Source organism: Peribacillus phoenicis (assembly GCF_047238085.1).
Taxonomy (GTDB): Bacteria; Bacillota; Bacilli; order Bacillales; family DSM-1321; genus Peribacillus.
Genome location: NZ_JBDFMF010000001.1, coordinates 5,248,585 through 5,267,580, shown reverse-complemented (window position 1 = coordinate 5,267,580; position 18,996 = coordinate 5,248,585). Strand labels below are relative to the sequence as shown.

6 protein-coding genes, 9 tRNA genes and 6 rRNA genes are annotated in these 18,996 nt (G+C 47.7%); all 21 read right to left on the bottom strand.

What is annotated here, in order from left to right; genetic code table 11:
• Positions 1-226: 226 nt before the first annotated feature.
• The 21 genes from disA to ABC374_RS26025 all read right to left on the bottom strand — a co-directional run bounded on the left by disA (position 227) and on the right by ABC374_RS26025 (position 18,575).
• Positions 227-1,300, bottom strand: coding sequence for a DNA integrity scanning diadenylate cyclase DisA (disA, locus tag ABC374_RS26125; RefSeq protein ID WP_413020135.1), 1,074 nt, complete (start codon positions 1,298-1,300; stop codon positions 227-229).
• A gap of 2 nt (positions 1,301-1,302) precedes the next feature.
• Positions 1,303-2,691, bottom strand: a complete 1,389-nt coding sequence (radA, locus tag ABC374_RS26120) for a DNA repair protein RadA (protein ID WP_350300866.1) — start codon at positions 2,689-2,691, stop codon at positions 1,303-1,305.
• A gap of 198 nt (positions 2,692-2,889) precedes the next feature.
• The gene (gene clpC / locus ABC374_RS26115) at positions 2,890-5,331 is read right to left on the bottom strand and encodes an ATP-dependent protease ATP-binding subunit ClpC (protein WP_305161971.1); all 2,442 of its coding nucleotides are present in this window, start codon (positions 5,329-5,331) and stop codon (positions 2,890-2,892) included.
• 130 nt (positions 5,332-5,461) lie between these two features.
• Positions 5,462-6,538, bottom strand: coding sequence for a protein-arginine kinase McsB (mcsB, locus tag ABC374_RS26110; RefSeq protein WP_413020134.1), 1,077 nt, complete (start codon positions 6,536-6,538; stop codon positions 5,462-5,464).
• Positions 6,535-7,086, bottom strand: a complete 552-nt coding sequence (mcsA, locus tag ABC374_RS26105; protein WP_350300864.1) for a protein-arginine kinase activator protein McsA — start codon at positions 7,084-7,086, stop codon at positions 6,535-6,537. Before mcsA ends, mcsB begins: the two co-directional genes overlap by 4 nt.
• Before the next feature lie 21 nt (positions 7,087-7,107).
• The gene (locus ABC374_RS26100; RefSeq protein ID WP_048677843.1) at positions 7,108-7,569 is read right to left on the bottom strand and encodes a CtsR family transcriptional regulator; all 462 of its coding nucleotides are present in this window, start codon (positions 7,567-7,569) and stop codon (positions 7,108-7,110) included.
• A gap of 346 nt (positions 7,570-7,915) precedes the next feature.
• A 5S ribosomal RNA gene (rrf, locus tag ABC374_RS26095) occupies positions 7,916-8,031 on the bottom strand.
• Between the two features lie 64 nt (positions 8,032-8,095).
• Positions 8,096-11,028 (bottom strand): 23S ribosomal RNA (locus tag ABC374_RS26090).
• Positions 11,029-11,204: 176 nt separating this feature from the next.
• Positions 11,205-12,755, bottom strand: a 16S ribosomal RNA gene (locus tag ABC374_RS26085).
• Between the two features lie 158 nt (positions 12,756-12,913).
• Positions 12,914-12,989, bottom strand: a tRNA-Ala gene (locus ABC374_RS26080).
• A 10-nt stretch (positions 12,990-12,999) separates the two neighbouring features.
• Positions 13,000-13,076, bottom strand: a tRNA-Pro gene (locus tag ABC374_RS26075).
• A 10-nt stretch (positions 13,077-13,086) separates the two neighbouring features.
• A tRNA-Arg gene (locus tag ABC374_RS26070) sits at positions 13,087-13,163 on the bottom strand.
• Between the two features lie 9 nt (positions 13,164-13,172).
• Positions 13,173-13,261, bottom strand: a tRNA-Leu gene (locus ABC374_RS26065).
• A 12-nt stretch (positions 13,262-13,273) separates the two neighbouring features.
• Positions 13,274-13,348: transfer RNA gene (locus tag ABC374_RS26060), tRNA-Gly, on the bottom strand.
• Between the two features lie 5 nt (positions 13,349-13,353).
• Positions 13,354-13,435, bottom strand: a tRNA-Leu gene (locus ABC374_RS26055).
• A 9-nt stretch (positions 13,436-13,444) separates the two neighbouring features.
• Positions 13,445-13,520: transfer RNA gene (locus ABC374_RS26050), tRNA-Lys, on the bottom strand.
• A gap of 42 nt (positions 13,521-13,562) precedes the next feature.
• A tRNA-Thr gene (locus ABC374_RS26045) sits at positions 13,563-13,638 on the bottom strand.
• Between the two features lie 11 nt (positions 13,639-13,649).
• A tRNA-Val gene (locus ABC374_RS26040) sits at positions 13,650-13,725 on the bottom strand.
• 10 nt (positions 13,726-13,735) lie between these two features.
• Positions 13,736-13,851 (bottom strand): 5S ribosomal RNA (gene rrf / locus ABC374_RS26035).
• Positions 13,852-13,915: 64 nt separating this feature from the next.
• Positions 13,916-16,848: ribosomal RNA gene (locus ABC374_RS26030) — 23S ribosomal RNA — on the bottom strand.
• A 176-nt stretch (positions 16,849-17,024) separates the two neighbouring features.
• Positions 17,025-18,575 (bottom strand): 16S ribosomal RNA (locus tag ABC374_RS26025).
• The 16S, 23S and 5S rRNA genes sit together here with 9 tRNA genes alongside, the layout of an rRNA operon.
• Positions 18,576-18,996: the final 421 nt, after the last annotated feature.

Below are 18,996 nucleotides of genomic sequence, written 5' to 3'. Positions count from 1 at the left end.
CCTTTCACCTCCCTCTACTCATTATTGACCAATAAAATAAAATGAAACCTTCGAAAATTCGTTTTCATTATATACGTTAAATTCACTTAAGGAATTAGTGGATTTACAAATACGACTTCTTCTCTTTTTCGTAATATTAGCCTAGCACCCTGAGTTTTGAGTGTCAAAAATAAACACCAATCAATTTCAAGCTGGTTCAGGTGAATGTTAAAAGGCCAGCTGCTCCTTACATCCTTCTATTTGTGACCAGCTGATTTTTTAAAATGCGGAGTCCTTCTTTGATTTTATTGGCGCGGACTTCGCCTATACCCTCCACATCGTCAAGGTTTTCAACCGTTGCTTTATTGACTTCACTAAAGCTTCCGAACTGTTTCACTAAATTTTCGATGATCAAACCCGGCAGGCGTGGGATTTTATGAAGAATACGGTAACCACGGGGATGTACTGACTCATCAAGATGTATGTATCCATGATAGCCCAGCACCTTTAGAAGAATGCTTTCATCCAGTTTTTCCTGCATGGCCAACTCTTGAAGCCTAAAAATGATTTCCTCGGGATTTTCATCATTACTGGAGGTATAATCCTTGATAAGCCATTTTCCTTCCGTTTCAATATCTGCCAGGATTTCATTCATTTGCAAACGGATCAATCTTCCTTCCGTACCAAGCTCATTAAGGTACGTTAGTAGCTCGGCCTTGATTCTGAGCACCATTACATAACGGTGAAATTCCTGCAAAAGGTCGGCATAGGTCACGATTTCCTCAAACTCGAGCGCTCCTAAAACCGATATGCTCTGCTGCAGGACCACCTTGTATTTTTCCAGGGTCTGGATGGCCAAATTAGCCTTGGCGAGTATGACACCTATATCTTTAAGGGCATACCGGAAATTGCCCTGATATAAAGTGATGACATTCCGGCGTTGTGAGATTGCGACGACCAACGACTTGGTCTCCCTTGCCACACGTTCCGCTGTCCTATGCCGCATTCCCGTTTCAGTGGAAGGTGTGCTATTATCCGGCACTAATTGGGCATTTGCAAAAATGATCTTATCGGCCGTTTCATTTAAAATGATGGCCCCGTCCATCTTCGCCAACTCATATAATGTGCTGGGGGTACAGTTGCAGTTGATTTCGAAGCCGCCATCCACGATCGTTCGCACCTTCTCGTTATATCCGACAACTATCAAACCACCTGTATTTGCCCTCAGGACATTTTCAATGCCCTCCCGAAGCGGGGTACCCGGTGCTACAATTTGCAGAATTTCCAATTTTGTTTTCTCATACCCTTTTTTATCTGTCATACTTAACCCCCTAACGTTTGTTTAAGAGCCTCCGAAACCGATGAAACACCAACGATCTTAATACCTTTCGGGGCGGTCCATCCCCCTATATTATTAGCCGGTATGATAACCCGCTCAAACCCTAACTTCGCTGCTTCCTGCACCCTTTGTTCTATCCGTGACACCCTTCTGACTTCCCCAGTCAGCCCCACTTCACCAATGATGCAATCGGCAGGGTTTGTTGGTTTATCACGGAAGCTTGATGCAATGCTTATTGCGACAGCGAGGTCAATTGCCGGTTCATCAAGCTTGACCCCACCAGCAACCTTTAAATACGCATCCTGGTTTTGGAGCAGCAAGCCCACTCTCTTTTCCAGAACAGCCATTAAAAGCGAAACTCGATTGTGGTCAATTCCCGTGGCCATTCGCCTTGGGTTTCCAAAACTCGTAGGTGAAATCAATGCTTGAATTTCGACAAGCACCGGCCTTGTGCCCTCCATGGATGCGACGACCGTGGAACCCGAAGCTCCTTGCGACCGTTCTTCAAGGAAAATTTCCGATGGATTCGCAACCTCTTCCAATCCATGTTCTTTCATTTCAAAAATACCCATCTCATTCGTCGAACCAAAGCGATTTTTGACCGCGCGTATAATTCGATATGTATGGTGTCTTTCTCCTTCAAAATATAAAACGGTGTCAACCATGTGCTCAAGCAGTCGCGGCCCTGCAATGGCCCCTTCCTTTGTAACGTGACCGACGATAAAAATCGCGATCCCGTTCGTTTTAGCTATGCGCATGAGTGAGGCTGTGCATTCCCTCACTTGTGAAACGCTTCCCGGGGCAGATGTAACCTCCGAATGATATACCGTTTGAATGGAGTCAATAATGACCAAATCCGGTTTTACCTCTGTAATGGCCTGTTGGATATAGTCCATATCGGTTTCAGCATAAACGAATAGATGTTCCGACATGGTCCCAAGCCGGTCCGCTCTCAATTTGGTCTGCTTGACTGATTCTTCACCTGATATATATAGCACTTTTTTCTGTTTATGCGCCAATTGGGATGATACCTGTAAAAGCAGGGTGGACTTACCGATACCCGGGTCCCCTCCGATCAATACAAGTGACCCCTGTACGATCCCGCCCCCAAGAGCACGATTCAATTCCATTAAATCCGTCTTAATCCGTGGTTCTTTTTCTGATTGAATGGTCGTTATGGGTGCTGCCTTCTCCCGTTCCCCGGAACCTCTAACCTCCGAATGGGTAAAAGCGCCCTTTCTAGCAGGTTTAACAATTTCGGTTTCCTCGACCATTTTGTTCCATTCACCGCAGCCTGGGCATTTCCCCATCCATTTCGCGGACTCATATCCACAAGACTGACACATAAATTTTGTTTTCTTTTTTACAGCCATAAATTACTCCTCTTCCTTTGGAAAAAATATCTATATTAAGGATATTATATCTCTGTTTTATTTAAACCTTCTTAAGGCTAAGTTTTTTTAAAAAAATATTCACTTTGCTTGTCCCGTTTATACTCATATCTACCTATAGATAAAAAACAGAGGTACACTGCAAAAAAATCTGCGTGTACCTCGAAGTTTAGGATCAGGTTATTCACTTACATTAACAGGCTCGCCTTGCCGGATTGCAAACTCATTATTAACGACATCCATTACGACCGTTTGCCCTTTTTTCACGTTGCCCTTAAGCAACTCTTCGGATAGATAATCTTCTACATGCTTCTGAAGCGCCCTACGGATTGGCCTTGCCCCATATTCCGGATCAAAACCTTCCGTAGCAATTTTTTCTCTAGCCGCATCTGTCAGCTCCAAGTATATCTCCTGTTCTTTCAAACGGGTAGTAAGCTGATTTGACATTAATGTAACGATTTGTTTCAAATGATCCTTCTCTAATGAGTGGAACACGATGGTTTCATCAATACGATTCAGGAATTCCGGACGGAATGCACGTTTGAGTTCTTCCATCACTTTCCCTTTCATATTTTTATAGTCCTGGCCAGTATCCTGGATGTTAAAGCCGACATACTTATCGGTTTTCAAGGCCGACGCACCTACATTCGATGTCATGATCAGAATGGTATTCCTGAAATCGACAGTACGCCCCTTGGAATCTGTCAGTCTTCCGTCTTCCAATACTTGAAGAAGGATATTGAAGACATCCGGATGCGCCTTTTCTATTTCATCAAGCAGAACGACGGAGTATGGTTTCCTCCGCACTTTTTCCGTTAACTGACCGCCTTCTTCGTATCCAACATATCCTGGAGGGGATCCAACAAGACGTGAAGTCGAATGTTTCTCCATATATTCGGACATATCGATGCGAATCATGGCATCTTCATCACCAAATATGGATTCAGCCAAAGCACGGGCAAGCTCGGTTTTACCGACCCCTGTAGGTCCCAAGAAGATGAATGAACCAATTGGACGTTTAGGATCTTTCAAACCTGCCCTGGCACGTCGTACTGCTTTAGAAACCGCAATGACGGCCTCTTCCTGCCCAATTACACGATCATGGAGGATTGACTCCATATTAAGCAGTTTATCTGACTCTGTTTGCGCCAATTTAGTGACTGGCACTCCCGTCCAGCTGGATACGACATGTGCAATGTCATCCACAGTGACTTCACTGTTCTCCTGCCCTTGTTTTTCTTTCCAAGTTTTTTTCGTTTCTTCCAATTGTTCTCTTAAGCGTTGTTCCGTATCGCGAAGCGAAGCAGCTTTTTCAAATTCCTGACTCTGAACGGAAGCATCCTTTTCCTTGCGAACATCATCTAGCTTCACTTCAAGTTCCTTTAAGTTAGGTGGCGTTGTGTATGAGCGCAGTCTAACCTTGGAGCCAGCTTCATCAATCAAGTCAATTGCTTTATCCGGTAAAAAGCGATCGGAAATATAACGGTCGGATAATTTGACTGCGGCATCAATCGCTTCGTCAGTAATCGATACGCGGTGATGTGCCTCATAACGGTCACGCAGCCCCTTGAGAATTTGGATGGATTCCAAAATAGTCGGCTCATCGACTTGGATTGGCTGGAAGCGACGTTCAAGCGCAGCATCCTTTTCAATATACTTACGGTATTCATCCAATGTTGTAGCACCGATACATTGTAATTCACCACGGGCCAATGATGGTTTTAGGATATTGGAGGCATCAATGGCACCTTCTGCACCACCTGCACCAATCAATGTATGCAATTCATCGATGAATAGGATGATATTACCCGCCTGACGTATTTCATCCATGACTTTCTTCAACCGGTCCTCAAATTCACCACGGTATTTAGTACCAGCCACAACAGTACCCATATCAAGTGTCATTACGCGTTTATCGCGTAAAATTTCAGGTACCTCATTATTGATGATCTGTTGGGCAAGCCCTTCAGCAATGGCTGTTTTACCTACCCCAGGTTCACCGATCAATACTGGGTTATTTTTTGTACGACGGCTTAATACCTCAATGACACGCTGTATTTCCTTACTTCTTCCGATAACGGGATCTAGGCTTCCCTCCCTGGCAATCGCCGTTAAATCACGGGCTAAGCCATCCAGTGTCGGTGTGCTCGCATTTGAAGCGGCAGAACCTTGATGACCACCTGATTCATTGCTGCCCAAAAGCTGTAATACTTGTTGCCTGGCTTTATTTAAACTTACACCGAGATTATTCAATACGCGAGCAGCTACACCTTCCCCTTCTCGTATAAGACCTAGAAGAACATGCTCTGTCCCAACATATGAGTGACCTAATTTTCTTGCCTCATCCATGGAAAGTTCAATGACTTTCTTGGCTCTCGGGGTATAATGTATCGTTTGAGCCGTATCCTGTCCACGGCCAATTAAATTTTCCACTTCTTTCTGAATCTTTTCCGGACCCAATCCAAGAGCATATAACGCTTTGGCTGCAATACCATCACCTTCTCGGACAAGACCCAGTAAAATATGTTCCGTGCCAATATTATTATGACCTAAACGAATTGCCTCTTCTTGGGCTAATGCTAATACTTTCTGGGCTCTTTCAGTAAAACGACCAAACATCATAGGGAATTCCTCCTTAAGAATTTTCGTTTTGAATAAAGTTGCTGGCAATTCTCTAAGTAATGGCAGAAGCTTATTCTTGCTCCATATCTATTACATGAAATTTGATACTCCCTAAAGAGGTCAATGACCTCTAAGTGGAGGAAGATTCCGTGAAATTCAAGCGTTCCCGGATGAGTGCAGCTCTACGAATATCCCTTTCATGGGTTCTTAAAGGGCCGCCTGCGTACTTTTGTAAAAATCCCGACTGCGTCAAAATCATCAACTCATTTAAAATGCTTTTGGAAATATTTTTTATATACCCAAGATCTATCCCTAACCTAACGTCGGAGATACAGGTAGCTGCCTCCTTGGTCTCGATGATTCGAGCATTGGACAAAATTCCATATGAGCGGAAAATTCTATCTTCTAATTGTATGTGGGAAGTCCTCGCTAATGCATCCCTCGCTGACCGTTCCTGGGCTATGATTTGTTGCACTACACTTGTTAGGTCTTCAACGATATCCCTTTCCGACTTTCCAAGAGTAATTTGATTTGAGATTTGAAAAATATTCCCTAAAGCTTGACTGCCCTCTCCATAAATCCCTCGAACCACCAACCCCAATTGGTTGATAGCCGGTATGATATTATTCATCTGCTGTGTAAGGACCAGGCCGGGAAGATGCATCATGACTGAAGCCCTTAATCCTGTTCCCACATTAGTCGGACAACTAGTTAGGTATCCTCTTTCTTCATCATATGCATAGTCTATGGATTCTTCAATCCAATCGTCAAGAACATTTGCAATCTTTAAGGTTTCCTTCAGCTGCAATCCCGACATTAAACATTGAATACGGAGATGATCCTCTTCATTTATCATGATGCTTATTTCTTCATTTTCCGAAAGGAGACATGCGCTTTTCGCTGAATCTTCGACTAAATGAGGACTGATTAAATGTTTTTCAACGAGAACGCGCTTTTCCAGTGGCTGCAATTGGTCAATCTCTAAAAGTTCCAGTTTCCCAATCTCTGGAGTCACTTCCTCTTCACTTCTTTTTTTGACCAATTCAATTATTTTTTTAGCTTCTTCGTTAGAAAAGGAGGTTGGGAAGGTAAAGTCTTTGAAATTCCTGGCCAGCCGAATCCGCGAACTCAATACAATATCGATTTCCGGCCCTTCGGCACTCATCCAGGAACTCAAAGCGTTTTCTACAAACTTTTCCAAGCTCATAATTCCTCGCCTCCCTCTTGGGCTTCATACCTTTTTTCAAGGGAACGTACCTTATCTCTTACCTCTGCCGCTTTCTCGAATTCCTCTTGATCAATGTGGGCCTTTAAAACTTCTTTCAAATCTGAAATTTGCTTTCGAAGATAGATGGTGCCACCGATCCTTTTTGGAATTTTCCCTATATGTGCTGTATTGCCGCTATGAACTCTCTTTAAAATGGGATTTAACTGTTCATTGAACGTTTTATAACATTCGGCACAGCCAAACTTGCCAATATGGACAAATTCTTTATAAGATCGATGACAATGCGGACAACGCCTCTCTTCCGTTTTAGGAAATGCATTTGCCTTCGTCTGTTGAATATTCGACTCCATATTCAACAATCCTGCTAATAAATTATTTATTGAAAAACCAGGTCCGCCTGCATCCATGAATATTTCGCCTTTTTCCTGAGCACATTTCTCACAAATCATGACTTCAGTCTTTTTTCCATTGATGATTTTGGTGAAGTGCAGGGTAGCAGGCCTTTGATGACATTCTTGGCAAATCAACGTTCATCACCTCTGCCAGTTTCATTTATATTTTAAAGTCGTAAGCATCGCAGTTAAAATTCTTGCCCTAAGTTCATCTCGGTCAGGTAGGTCGATATAAATCACCGATCTATCTATGACGCTCATCATTATCTTTGCTTCTCTTTCATTAATGACGTCTTCATTCATCAGCCGTGAAATTACTCCTTCAGCCATCGATTGAGTTACCCTGGAACCAATAAGCGATAATAATTGGTTGATAAGTTGCACGGAATCCTGTGATTCCACCTTCATGATGCGTATATAACCGCCGCCCCCACGCTTACTCTCTACAACATAACCTCTCTCGATGGTAAACCTGGTATTGATTACGTAATTAATTTGAGAAGGAACACACTGAAATTTATCTGCTATTTCACTTCTTTTAATCTCCAAGATATCTTTTTGACTTATTTCAAGTACTTGCTTCAAATAAGTTTCGATAACATCAGATATGTTTCTCACTCAGCCTCCTCCATTCTGACTTTGACTATATTTGACTATTATTATACAAGGAAAAATGCATTTTGCAACTTAAACGCACTTTCTTTCTGTAATATCCATTTTCTCCAAATTATATGTAGTTACATACCCCATTGAACATTAAAGTTGAAATATCTTACATTAATACCCTAAAAAGATAAATGCAAAACCTGCTATTTTTTCCTTCTCCTTAAGGTTTCACAACTTAAATTCTGCCCAATTCCCAGCTCACCAAAAATAAGGCCAGCCCATGCTGTCACTGAAATAAAAAACTTTTTTAATTACGAACATCAAAAAAGACCAGCCGGATGGCTGATCTTAATAAATGGCTTGGCGGCGTCCTACTCTCACAGGGGGAAACCCCCAACTACCATCGGCGCTGAAGAGCTTAACTGCCGTGTTCGGAATGGGAACGGGTGTGACCTCTTCGCTATCGCCACCAAACATATGAGGAACGTTGTTCCTTCAAAACTAGATAATAAGAAGGTATTTCATTTTTTAAAAAGCGTTGGTTAAGTCCTCGATCTATTAGTATCAGTCAGCTCCACATGTCACCATGCTTCCACCTCTGACCTATCAACCTGATCATCTTTCAGGGATCTTACTAGCTTGCGCCATGGGAAATCTCATCTTGAGGGGGGCTTCATGCTTAGATGCTTTCAGCACTTATCCCGTCCGCACGTAGCTACCCAGCTATGCCTTTGGCAAGACAACTGGTACACCAGCGGTGCGTCCATCCCGGTCCTCTCGTACTAAGGACAGCTCCTCTCAAATTTCCTGCGCCCGCGACGGATAGGGACCGAACTGTCTCACGACGTTCTGAACCCAGCTCGCGTACCGCTTTAATGGGCGAACAGCCCAACCCTTGGGACCGACTACAGCCCCAGGATGCGATGAGCCGACATCGAGGTGCCAAACCTCCCCGTCGATGTGGACTCTTGGGGGAGATAAGCCTGTTATCCCCGGGGTAGCTTTTATCCGTTGAGCGATGGCCCTTCCATGCGGAACCACCGGATCACTAAGCCCGACTTTCGTCCCTGCTCGACTTGTAGGTCTCGCAGTCAAGCTCCCTTGTGCCTTTACACTCTACGAATGATTTCCAACCATTCTGAGGGAACCTTTGGGCGCCTCCGTTACTCTTTAGGAGGCGACCGCCCCAGTCAAACTGCCCACCTGACACTGTCTCCCACCCCGATAAGGGGCGCGGGTTAGAATTTCAATACAGCCAGGGTAGTATCCCACCAACGCCTCCACCGAAGCTGGCGCTCCGGCTTCTCAGGCTCCTACCTATCCTGTACAAGCTGTACCAAAATTCAATATCAGGCTGCAGTAAAGCTCCACGGGGTCTTTCCGTCCTGTCGCGGGTAACCTGCATCTTCACAGGTACTATAATTTCACCGAGTCTCTCGTTGAGACAGTGCCCAGATCGTTACACCTTTCGTGCGGGTCGGAACTTACCCGACAAGGAATTTCGCTACCTTAGGACCGTTATAGTTACGGCCGCCGTTTACTGGGGCTTCGGTTCAAAGCTTCGCTTGCGCTAACCTCTCCCCTTAACCTTCCAGCACCGGGCAGGTGTCAGCCCCTATACTTCGCCTTGCGGCTTCGCAGAGACCTGTGTTTTTGCTAAACAGTCGCCTGGGCCTATTCACTGCGGCTTTTCTGGGCTATTCACCCTAAAAAGCAACCCTTCTCCCGAAGTTACGGGGTCATTTTGCCGAGTTCCTTAACGAGAGTTCTCTCGCACACCTTAGGATTCTCTCCTCGCCTACCTGTGTCGGTTTGCGGTACGGGCACCTTACATCTCACTAGAGGCTTTTCTTGGCAGCGTGGAATCAGGAACTTCGGTACTATATTTCCCTCGCCATCACAGCTCCGCCTTAATGGAAACGGGATTTGCCTCGTTTCCGGCCTAACTGCTTGGACGCGCATATCCAACAGCGCGCTTACCCTATCCTTCTGCGTCCCCCCATCGTTCAAACGATGTATAGGTGGTACAGGAATATCAACCTGTTGTCCATCGCCTACGCCTTTCGGCCTCGGCTTAGGTCCCGACTAACCCTGAGCGGACGAGCCTTCCTCAGGAAACCTTAGGCATTCGGTGGAAGGGATTCTCACCCTTCTTTCGCTACTCATACCGGCATTCTCACTTCTAAGCGCTCCACCAGTCCTTCCGGTCTGACTTCAACGCCCTTAGAACGCTCTCCTACCATCGACACCATACGGTGTCAATCCACAGCTTCGGTGATACGTTTAGCCCCGGTACATTTTCGGCGCGGAGTCACTCGACCAGTGAGCTATTACGCACTCTTTAAATGGTGGCTGCTTCTAAGCCAACATCCTGGTTGTCTAAGCAACTCCACATCCTTTTCCACTTAACGTATACTTTGGGACCTTAGCTGGTGGTCTGGGCTGTTTCCCTTTCGACTACGGATCTTATCACTCGCAGTCTGACTCCCAAGAATAAGTATTTGGCATTCGGAGTTTGACTGAATTCGGTAACCCGTTGGGGGCCCCTAGTCCAATCAGTGCTCTACCTCCAATACTCTCATCTTGAGGCTAGCCCTAAAGCTATTTCGGAGAGAACCAGCTATCTCCAGGTTCGATTGGAATTTCTCCGCTACCCACACCTCATCCCCGCACTTTTCAACGTGCGTGGGTTCGGGCCTCCATTCAGTGTTACCTGAACTTCACCCTGGACATGGGTAGATCACCTGGTTTCGGGTCTACGACCTCATACTCATTCGCCCTATTCAGACTCGCTTTCGCTGCGGCTCCGTCTCATCAACTTAACCTCGCATGAAATCGTAACTCGCCGGTTCATTCTACAAAAGGCACGCCATTACCCATTAACGGGCTTTGACTACTTGTAGGCACACGGTTTCAGGATCTATTTCACTCCCCTTCCGGGGTGCTTTTCACCTTTCCCTCACGGTACTGGTTCACTATCGGTCACTAGGGAGTATTTAGCCTTGGGAGATGGTCCTCCCTGCTTCCGACGGGATTTCTCGTGTCCCGCCGTACTCAGGATCCACTCAGGAGGGAACGAAGTTTCAACTACAGGGTTTTTACCTTCTTCGACGGATCTTTCCAGATCGCTTCATTTACCCCGTTCCTTTGTAACTCCATGTTGAGTGTCCTACAACCCCAAGAGGCAAGCCTCTTGGTTTGGGCTAATTCCGTTTCGCTCGCCGCTACTCAGGAAATCGCGTTTGCTTTCTCTTCCTCCGGGTACTTAGATGTTTCAGTTCCCCGGGTCTGCCTTCAGTACCCTATGTATTCAGGTAAAGATACTGTTCCATTACGAACAGTGGGTTTCCCCATTCGGAAATCTCCGGATCAAAGCTTACTTACAGCTCCCCGAAGCATATCGGTGTTAGTCCCGTCCTTCATCGGCTCCTAGTGCCAAGGCATCCACCGTGCGCCCTTTCTAACTTAACCGTTAAAAAAGATCTTACAGATGCTTTGAAAAAAATTAATTGCCTTCTATCTATTATCTAGTTTTCAAGGAACAAAGCAGAAAGAATCCATCACATCGTGATGACTGTCTTTCCTATTTGAATGAATTACTCATTCAAAACTGAACAAAACAAAAGCGCTCTCGTAATTATCCTTAGAAAGGAGGTGATCCAGCCGCACCTTCCGATACGGCTACCTTGTTACGACTTCACCCCAATCATCTGTCCCACCTTAGGCGGCTGGCTCCATGAAGGTTACCTCACCGACTTCGGGTGTTACAAACTCTCGTGGTGTGACGGGCGGTGTGTACAAGGCCCGGGAACGTATTCACCGCGGCATGCTGATCCGCGATTACTAGCGATTCCGGCTTCATGCAGGCGAGTTGCAGCCTGCAATCCGAACTGAGAATGGCTTTATGGGATTCGCTTACCTTCGCAGGTTTGCAGCCCTTTGTACCATCCATTGTAGCACGTGTGTAGCCCAGGTCATAAGGGGCATGATGATTTGACGTCATCCCCACCTTCCTCCGGTTTGTCACCGGCAGTCACCTTAGAGTGCCCAACTGAATGCTGGCAACTAAGATCAAGGGTTGCGCTCGTTGCGGGACTTAACCCAACATCTCACGACACGAGCTGACGACAACCATGCACCACCTGTCACTCTGTCCCCCGAAGGGGAAAGCCCTATCTCTAGGGTTGTCAGAGGATGTCAAGACCTGGTAAGGTTCTTCGCGTTGCTTCGAATTAAACCACATGCTCCACCGCTTGTGCGGGCCCCCGTCAATTCCTTTGAGTTTCAGCCTTGCGGCCGTACTCCCCAGGCGGAGTGCTTAATGCGTTAGCTGCAGCACTAAAGGGCGGAAACCCTCTAACACTTAGCACTCATCGTTTACGGCGTGGACTACCAGGGTATCTAATCCTGTTTGCTCCCCACGCTTTCGCGCCTCAGTGTCAGTTACAGACCAGAAAGTCGCCTTCGCCACTGGTGTTCCTCCAAATCTCTACGCATTTCACCGCTACACTTGGAATTCCACTTTCCTCTTCTGCACTCAAGTTCCCCAGTTTCCAATGACCCTCCACGGTTGAGCCGTGGGCTTTCACATCAGACTTAAGGAACCACCTGCGCGCGCTTTACGCCCAATAATTCCGGACAACGCTTGCCACCTACGTATTACCGCGGCTGCTGGCACGTAGTTAGCCGTGGCTTTCTGGTTAGGTACCGTCAAGGTACCAGCAGTTACTCTGGTACTTGTTCTTCCCTAACAACAGAACTTTACGACCCGAAGGCCTTCTTCGTTCACGCGGCGTTGCTCCGTCAGACTTTCGTCCATTGCGGAAGATTCCCTACTGCTGCCTCCCGTAGGAGTCTGGGCCGTGTCTCAGTCCCAGTGTGGCCGATCACCCTCTCAGGTCGGCTACGCATCGTCGCCTTGGTGAGCCATTACCTCACCAACTAGCTAATGCGCCGCGGGCCCATCTATAAGTGACAGCGTAAACCGTCTTTCCATCTTCTCTCATGCGAGAAAAGAACGTATCCGGTATTAGCTCCGGTTTCCCGAAGTTATCCCAGTCTTATAGGCAGGTTGCCCACGTGTTACTCACCCGTCCGCCGCTAATCTCAGGGAGCAAGCTCCCATCGATTCGCTCGACTTGCATGTATTAGGCACGCCGCCAGCGTTCGTCCTGAGCCAGGATCAAACTCTCCGAAGAAATGTTTGACTTGCTCATTTGCTTTTTTGATAGTGTGTGCTCACTTAAAATTTAACGTTGGCGCTTTGTTTTGTTCAGTTTTCAAAGAGCAATTTGACTCTTCTTAAAGAATCAACTTTCATATCATAACAAACCCAAAACGGCTTGTCAAGTTTTTTTGGTGGAGCCTAGCGGGATCGAACCGCTGACCTCCTGCGTGCAAGGCAGGCGCTCTCCCAGCTGAGCTAAGGCCCCGAAAAAATAATGGTCGGGAAGACAGGATTCGAACCTGCGACCCCTTGGTCCCAAACCAAGTGCTCTACCAAGCTGAGCTACTTCCCGAAAAAAAATATGGTGCGCCCGGCGGGAGTCGAACCTACAACCTTCTGATTCGTAGTCAGATGCTCTATCCAATTGAGCTACGGGCGCATATTAAGATGGTGCCGAGGACCGGAATCGAACCGGTACGGTAGTCACCTACCGCAGGATTTTAAGTCCTGTGCGTCTGCCAGTTCCGCCACCCCGGCATAAATAAATAGTGGAGCGGAAGACGGGATTCGAACCCGCGACCCCAACCTTGGCAAGGTTGTATTCTACCACTGAACTACTTCCGCGAACATGCGGGTGAAGGGACTTGAACCCCCACGCCTTGCGGCGCCAGATCCTAAGTCTGGTGCGTCTGCCAATTCCGCCACACCCGCATAATAAAATGGTGAGCCATGAAGGATTCGAACCTTCGACCCTCTGATTAAAAGTCAGATGCTCTACCAACTGAGCTAATGGCTCATATAAACTATTTATATATGCTATATCAAGCTTGTATGAAAATGGTGCCGGCAAGAGGACTTGAACCCCCAACCTACTGATTACAAGTCAGTTGCTCTACCAGTTGAGCTACACCGGCAAGTGTAAAAATGGTGGAGGATGACGGGATCGAACCGCCGACCCTCTGCTTGTAAGGCAGATGCTCTCCCAGCTGAGCTAATCCTCCATATATAACTGCTTGGCGGCGTCCTACTCTCACAGGGGGAAACCCCCAACTACCATCGGCGCTGAAGAGCTTAACTGCCGTGTTCGGAATGGGAACGGGTGTGACCTCTTCGCTATCGCCACCAAACATATAAGGAACGTTGTTCCTTCAAAACTAGATAATAAGAAGGTATTTCATTTTTTTAAAAGCGTTGGTTAAGTCCTCGATCTATTAGTATCAGTCAGCTCCACATGTCGCCACGCTTCCACCTCTGACCTATCAACCTGATCATCTTTCAGGGATCTTACTAGCTTGCGCCATGGGAAATCTCATCTTGAGGGGGGCTTCATGCTTAGATGCTTTCAGCACTTATCCCGTCCGCACGTAGCTACCCAGCTATGCCTTTGGCAAGACAACTGGTACACCAGCGGTGCGTCCATCCCGGTCCTCTCGTACTAAGGACAGCTCCTCTCAAATTTCCTGCGCCCGCGACGGATAGGGACCGAACTGTCTCACGACGTTCTGAACCCAGCTCGCGTACCGCTTTAATGGGCGAACAGCCCAACCCTTGGGACCGACTACAGCCCCAGGATGCGATGAGCCGACATCGAGGTGCCAAACCTCCCCGTCGATGTGGACTCTTGGGGGAGATAAGCCTGTTATCCCCGGGGTAGCTTTTATCCGTTGAGCGATGGCCCTTCCATGCGGAACCACCGGATCACTAAGCCCGACTTTCGTCCCTGCTCGACTTGTAGGTCTCGCAGTCAAGCTCCCTTGTGCCTTTACACTCTACGAATGATTTCCAACCATTCTGAGGGAACCTTTGGGCGCCTCCGTTACTCTTTAGGAGGCGACCGCCCCAGTCAAACTGCCCACCTGACACTGTCTCCCACCCCGATAAGGGGCGCGGGTTAGAATTTCAATACAGCCAGGGTAGTATCCCACCAACGCCTCCACCGAAGCTGGCGCTCCGGCTTCTCAGGCTCCTACCTATCCTGTACAAGCTGTACCAAAATTCAATATCAGGCTGCAGTAAAGCTCCACGGGGTCTTTCCGTCCTGTCGCGGGTAACCTGCATCTTCACAGGTACTATAATTTCACCGAGTCTCTCGTTGAGACAGTGCCCAGATCGTTACACCTTTCGTGCGGGTCGGAACTTACCCGACAAGGAATTTCGCTACCTTAGGACCGTTATAGTTACGGCCGCCGTTTACTGGGGCTTCGGTTCAAAGCTTCGCTTGCGCTAACCTCTCCCCTTAACCTTCCAGCACCGGGCAGGTGTCAGCCCCTATACTTCGCCTTGCGGCTTCGCAGAGACCTGTGTTTTTGCTAAACAGTCGCCTGGGCCTATTCACTGCGGCTTTTCTGGGCTATTCACCCTAAAAAGCACCCCTTCTCCCGAAGTTACGGGGTCATTTTGCCGAGTTCCTTAACGAGAGTTCTCTCGCACACCTTAGGATTCTCTCCTCGCCTACCTGTGTCGGTTTGCGGTACGGGCACCTTACATCTCACTAGAGGCTTTTCTTGGCAGCGTGGAATCAGGAACTTCGGTACTATATTTCCCTCGCCATCACAGCTCCGCCTTAATGGAAACGGGATTTGCCTCGTTTCCGGCCTAACTGCTTGGACGCGCATATCCAACAGCGCGCTTACCCTATCCTTCTGCGTCCCCCCATCGTTCAAACGATGTATAGGTGGTACAGGAATATCAACCTGTTGTCCATCGCCTACGCCTTTCGGCCTCGGCTTAGGTCCCGACTAACCCTGAGCGGACGAGCCTTCCTCAGGAAACCTTAGGCATTCGGTGGAAGGGATTCTCACCCTTCTTTCGCTACTCATACCGGCATTCTCACTTCTAAGCGCTCCACCAGTCCTTCCGGTCTGACTTCAACGCCCTTAGAACGCTCTCCTACCATCGACACCATACGGTGTCAATCCACAGCTTCGGTGATACGTTTAGCCCCGGTACATTTTCGGCGCGGAGTCACTCGACCAGTGAGCTATTACGCACTCTTTAAATGGTGGCTGCTTCTAAGCCAACATCCTGGTTGTCTAAGCAACTCCACATCCTTTTCCACTTAACGTATACTTTGGGACCTTAGCTGGTGGTCTGGGCTGTTTCCCTTTCGACTACGGATCTTATCACTCGCAGTCTGACTCCCAAGAATAAGTATTTGGCATTCGGAGTTTGACTGAATTCGGTAACCCGTTGGGGGCCCCTAGTCCAATCAGTGCTCTACCTCCAATACTCTCATCTTGAGGCTAGCCCTAAAGCTATTTCGGAGAGAACCAGCTATCTCCAGGTTCGATTGGAATTTCTCCGCTACCCACACCTCATCCCCGCACTTTTCAACGTGCGTGGGTTCGGGCCTCCATTCAGTGTTACCTGAACTTCACCCTGGACATGGGTAGATCACCTGGTTTCGGGTCTACGACCTCATACTCATTCGCCCTATTCAGACTCGCTTTCGCTGCGGCTCCGTCTCATCAACTTAACCTCGCATGAAATCGTAACTCGCCGGTTCATTCTACAAAAGGCACGCCATTACCCATTAACGGGCTTTGACTACTTGTAGGCACACGGTTTCAGGATCTATTTCACTCCCCTTCCGGGGTGCTTTTCACCTTTCCCTCACGGTACTGGTTCACTATCGGTCACTAGGGAGTATTTAGCCTTGGGAGATGGTCCTCCCTGCTTCCGACGGGATTTCTCGTGTCCCGCCGTACTCAGGATCCACTCAGGAGGGAACGAAGTTTCAACTACAGGGTTTTTACCTTCTTCGACGGATCTTTCCAGATCGCTTCATTTACCCCGTTCCTTTGTAACTCCATGTTGAGTGTCCTACAACCCCAAGAGGCAAGCCTCTTGGTTTGGGCTAATTCCGTTTCGCTCGCCGCTACTCAGGAAATCGCGTTTGCTTTCTCTTCCTCCGGGTACTTAGATGTTTCAGTTCCCCGGGTCTGCCTTCAGTACCCTATGTATTCAGGTAAAGATACTGTTCCATTACGAACAGTGGGTTTCCCCATTCGGAAATCTCCGGATCAAAGCTTACTTACAGCTCCCCGAAGCATATCGGTGTTAGTCCCGTCCTTCATCGGCTCCTAGTGCCAAGGCATCCACCGTGCGCCCTTTCTAACTTAACCGTTAAAAAAGATCTTACAGATGCTTTGAAAAAAATTAATTGCCTTCTATCTATTATCTAGTTTTCAAGGAACAAAGCAGAAAGAATCCATCACATCGTGATGACTGTCTTTCCTATTTGAATGAATTACTCATTCAAAACTGAACAAAACAAAAGCGCTCTCGTAATTATCCTTAGAAAGGAGGTGATCCAGCCGCACCTTCCGATACGGCTACCTTGTTACGACTTCACCCCAATCATCTGTCCCACCTTAGGCGGCTGGCTCCATGAAGGTTACCTCACCGACTTCGGGTGTTACAAACTCTCGTGGTGTGACGGGCGGTGTGTACAAGGCCCGGGAACGTATTCACCGCGGCATGCTGATCCGCGATTACTAGCGATTCCGGCTTCATGCAGGCGAGTTGCAGCCTGCAATCCGAACTGAGAATGGCTTTATGGGATTCGCTTACCTTCGCAGGTTTGCAGCCCTTTGTACCATCCATTGTAGCACGTGTGTAGCCCAGGTCATAAGGGGCATGATGATTTGACGTCATCCCCACCTTCCTCCGGTTTGTCACCGGCAGTCACCTTAGAGTGCCCAACTGAATGCTGGCAACTAAGATCAAGGGTTGCGCTCGTTGCGGGACTTAACCCAACATCTCACGACACGAGCTGACGACAACCATGCACCACCTGTCACTCTGTCCCCCGAAGGGGAAAGCCCTATCTCTAGGGTTGTCAGAGGATGTCAAGACCTGGTAAGGTTCTTCGCGTTGCTTCGAATTAAACCACATGCTCCACCGCTTGTGCGGGCCCCCGTCAATTCCTTTGAGTTTCAGCCTTGCGGCCGTACTCCCCAGGCGGAGTGCTTAATGCGTTAGCTGCAGCACTAAAGGGCGGAAACCCTCTAACACTTAGCACTCATCGTTTACGGCGTGGACTACCAGGGTATCTAATCCTGTTTGCTCCCCACGCTTTCGCGCCTCAGTGTCAGTTACAGACCAGAAAGTCGCCTTCGCCACTGGTGTTCCTCCAAATCTCTACGCATTTCACCGCTACACTTGGAATTCCACTTTCCTCTTCTGCACTCAAGTTCCCCAGTTTCCAATGACCCTCCACGGTTGAGCCGTGGGCTTTCACATCAGACTTAAGGAACCACCTGCGCGCGCTTTACGCCCAATAATTCCGGACAACGCTTGCCACCTACGTATTACCGCGGCTGCTGGCACGTAGTTAGCCGTGGCTTTCTGGTTAGGTACCGTCAAGGTACCAGCAGTTACTCTGGTACTTGTTCTTCCCTAACAACAGAACTTTACGACCCGAAGGCCTTCTTCGTTCACGCGGCGTTGCTCCGTCAGACTTTCGTCCATTGCGGAAGATTCCCTACTGCTGCCTCCCGTAGGAGTCTGGGCCGTGTCTCAGTCCCAGTGTGGCCGATCACCCTCTCAGGTCGGCTACGCATCGTCGCCTTGGTGAGCCATTACCTCACCAACTAGCTAATGCGCCGCGGGCCCATCTATAAGTGACAGCGTAAACCGTCTTTCCATCTTCTCTCATGCGAGAAAAGAACGTATCCGGTATTAGCTCCGGTTTCCCGAAGTTATCCCAGTCTTATAGGCAGGTTGCCCACGTGTTACTCACCCGTCCGCCGCTAATCTCAGGGAGCAAGCTCCCATCGATTCGCTCGACTTGCATGTATTAGGCACGCCGCCAGCGTTCGTCCTGAGCCAGGATCAAACTCTCCGAAGAAATGTTTGACTTGCTCATTTGCTTTTTTGATAGTGTGTGCTCACTTAAAATTTAACGTTGGCGCTTTGTTTTGTTCAGTTTTCAAAGAGCAATGTCTTTCGGAACAGCTTATTTATAATAACACTTTCATCACTTCAAGTCAACAACTTTTTTTAAAACTTTTTAAAGTTTGTAATCTGTTTGCAACTCGTTCGTAACGACAGATATAAATATAACACCATTACGTTAACTGCGCAATACCTTTTATAAAGTTTTTTTGAGATAATGTTGTTTTTCTTTTAAACCCTAGAATCCACTCTATTGAAAGGCATGAAATTATAATTAAAAAACAAAAACCGAATTGGACTTACCAGGATCAAGAGCTACGCCCTTGATCCCAGCCATCCGAATCCGGCCCTGCAATCAAAACTCATTTTGCTTA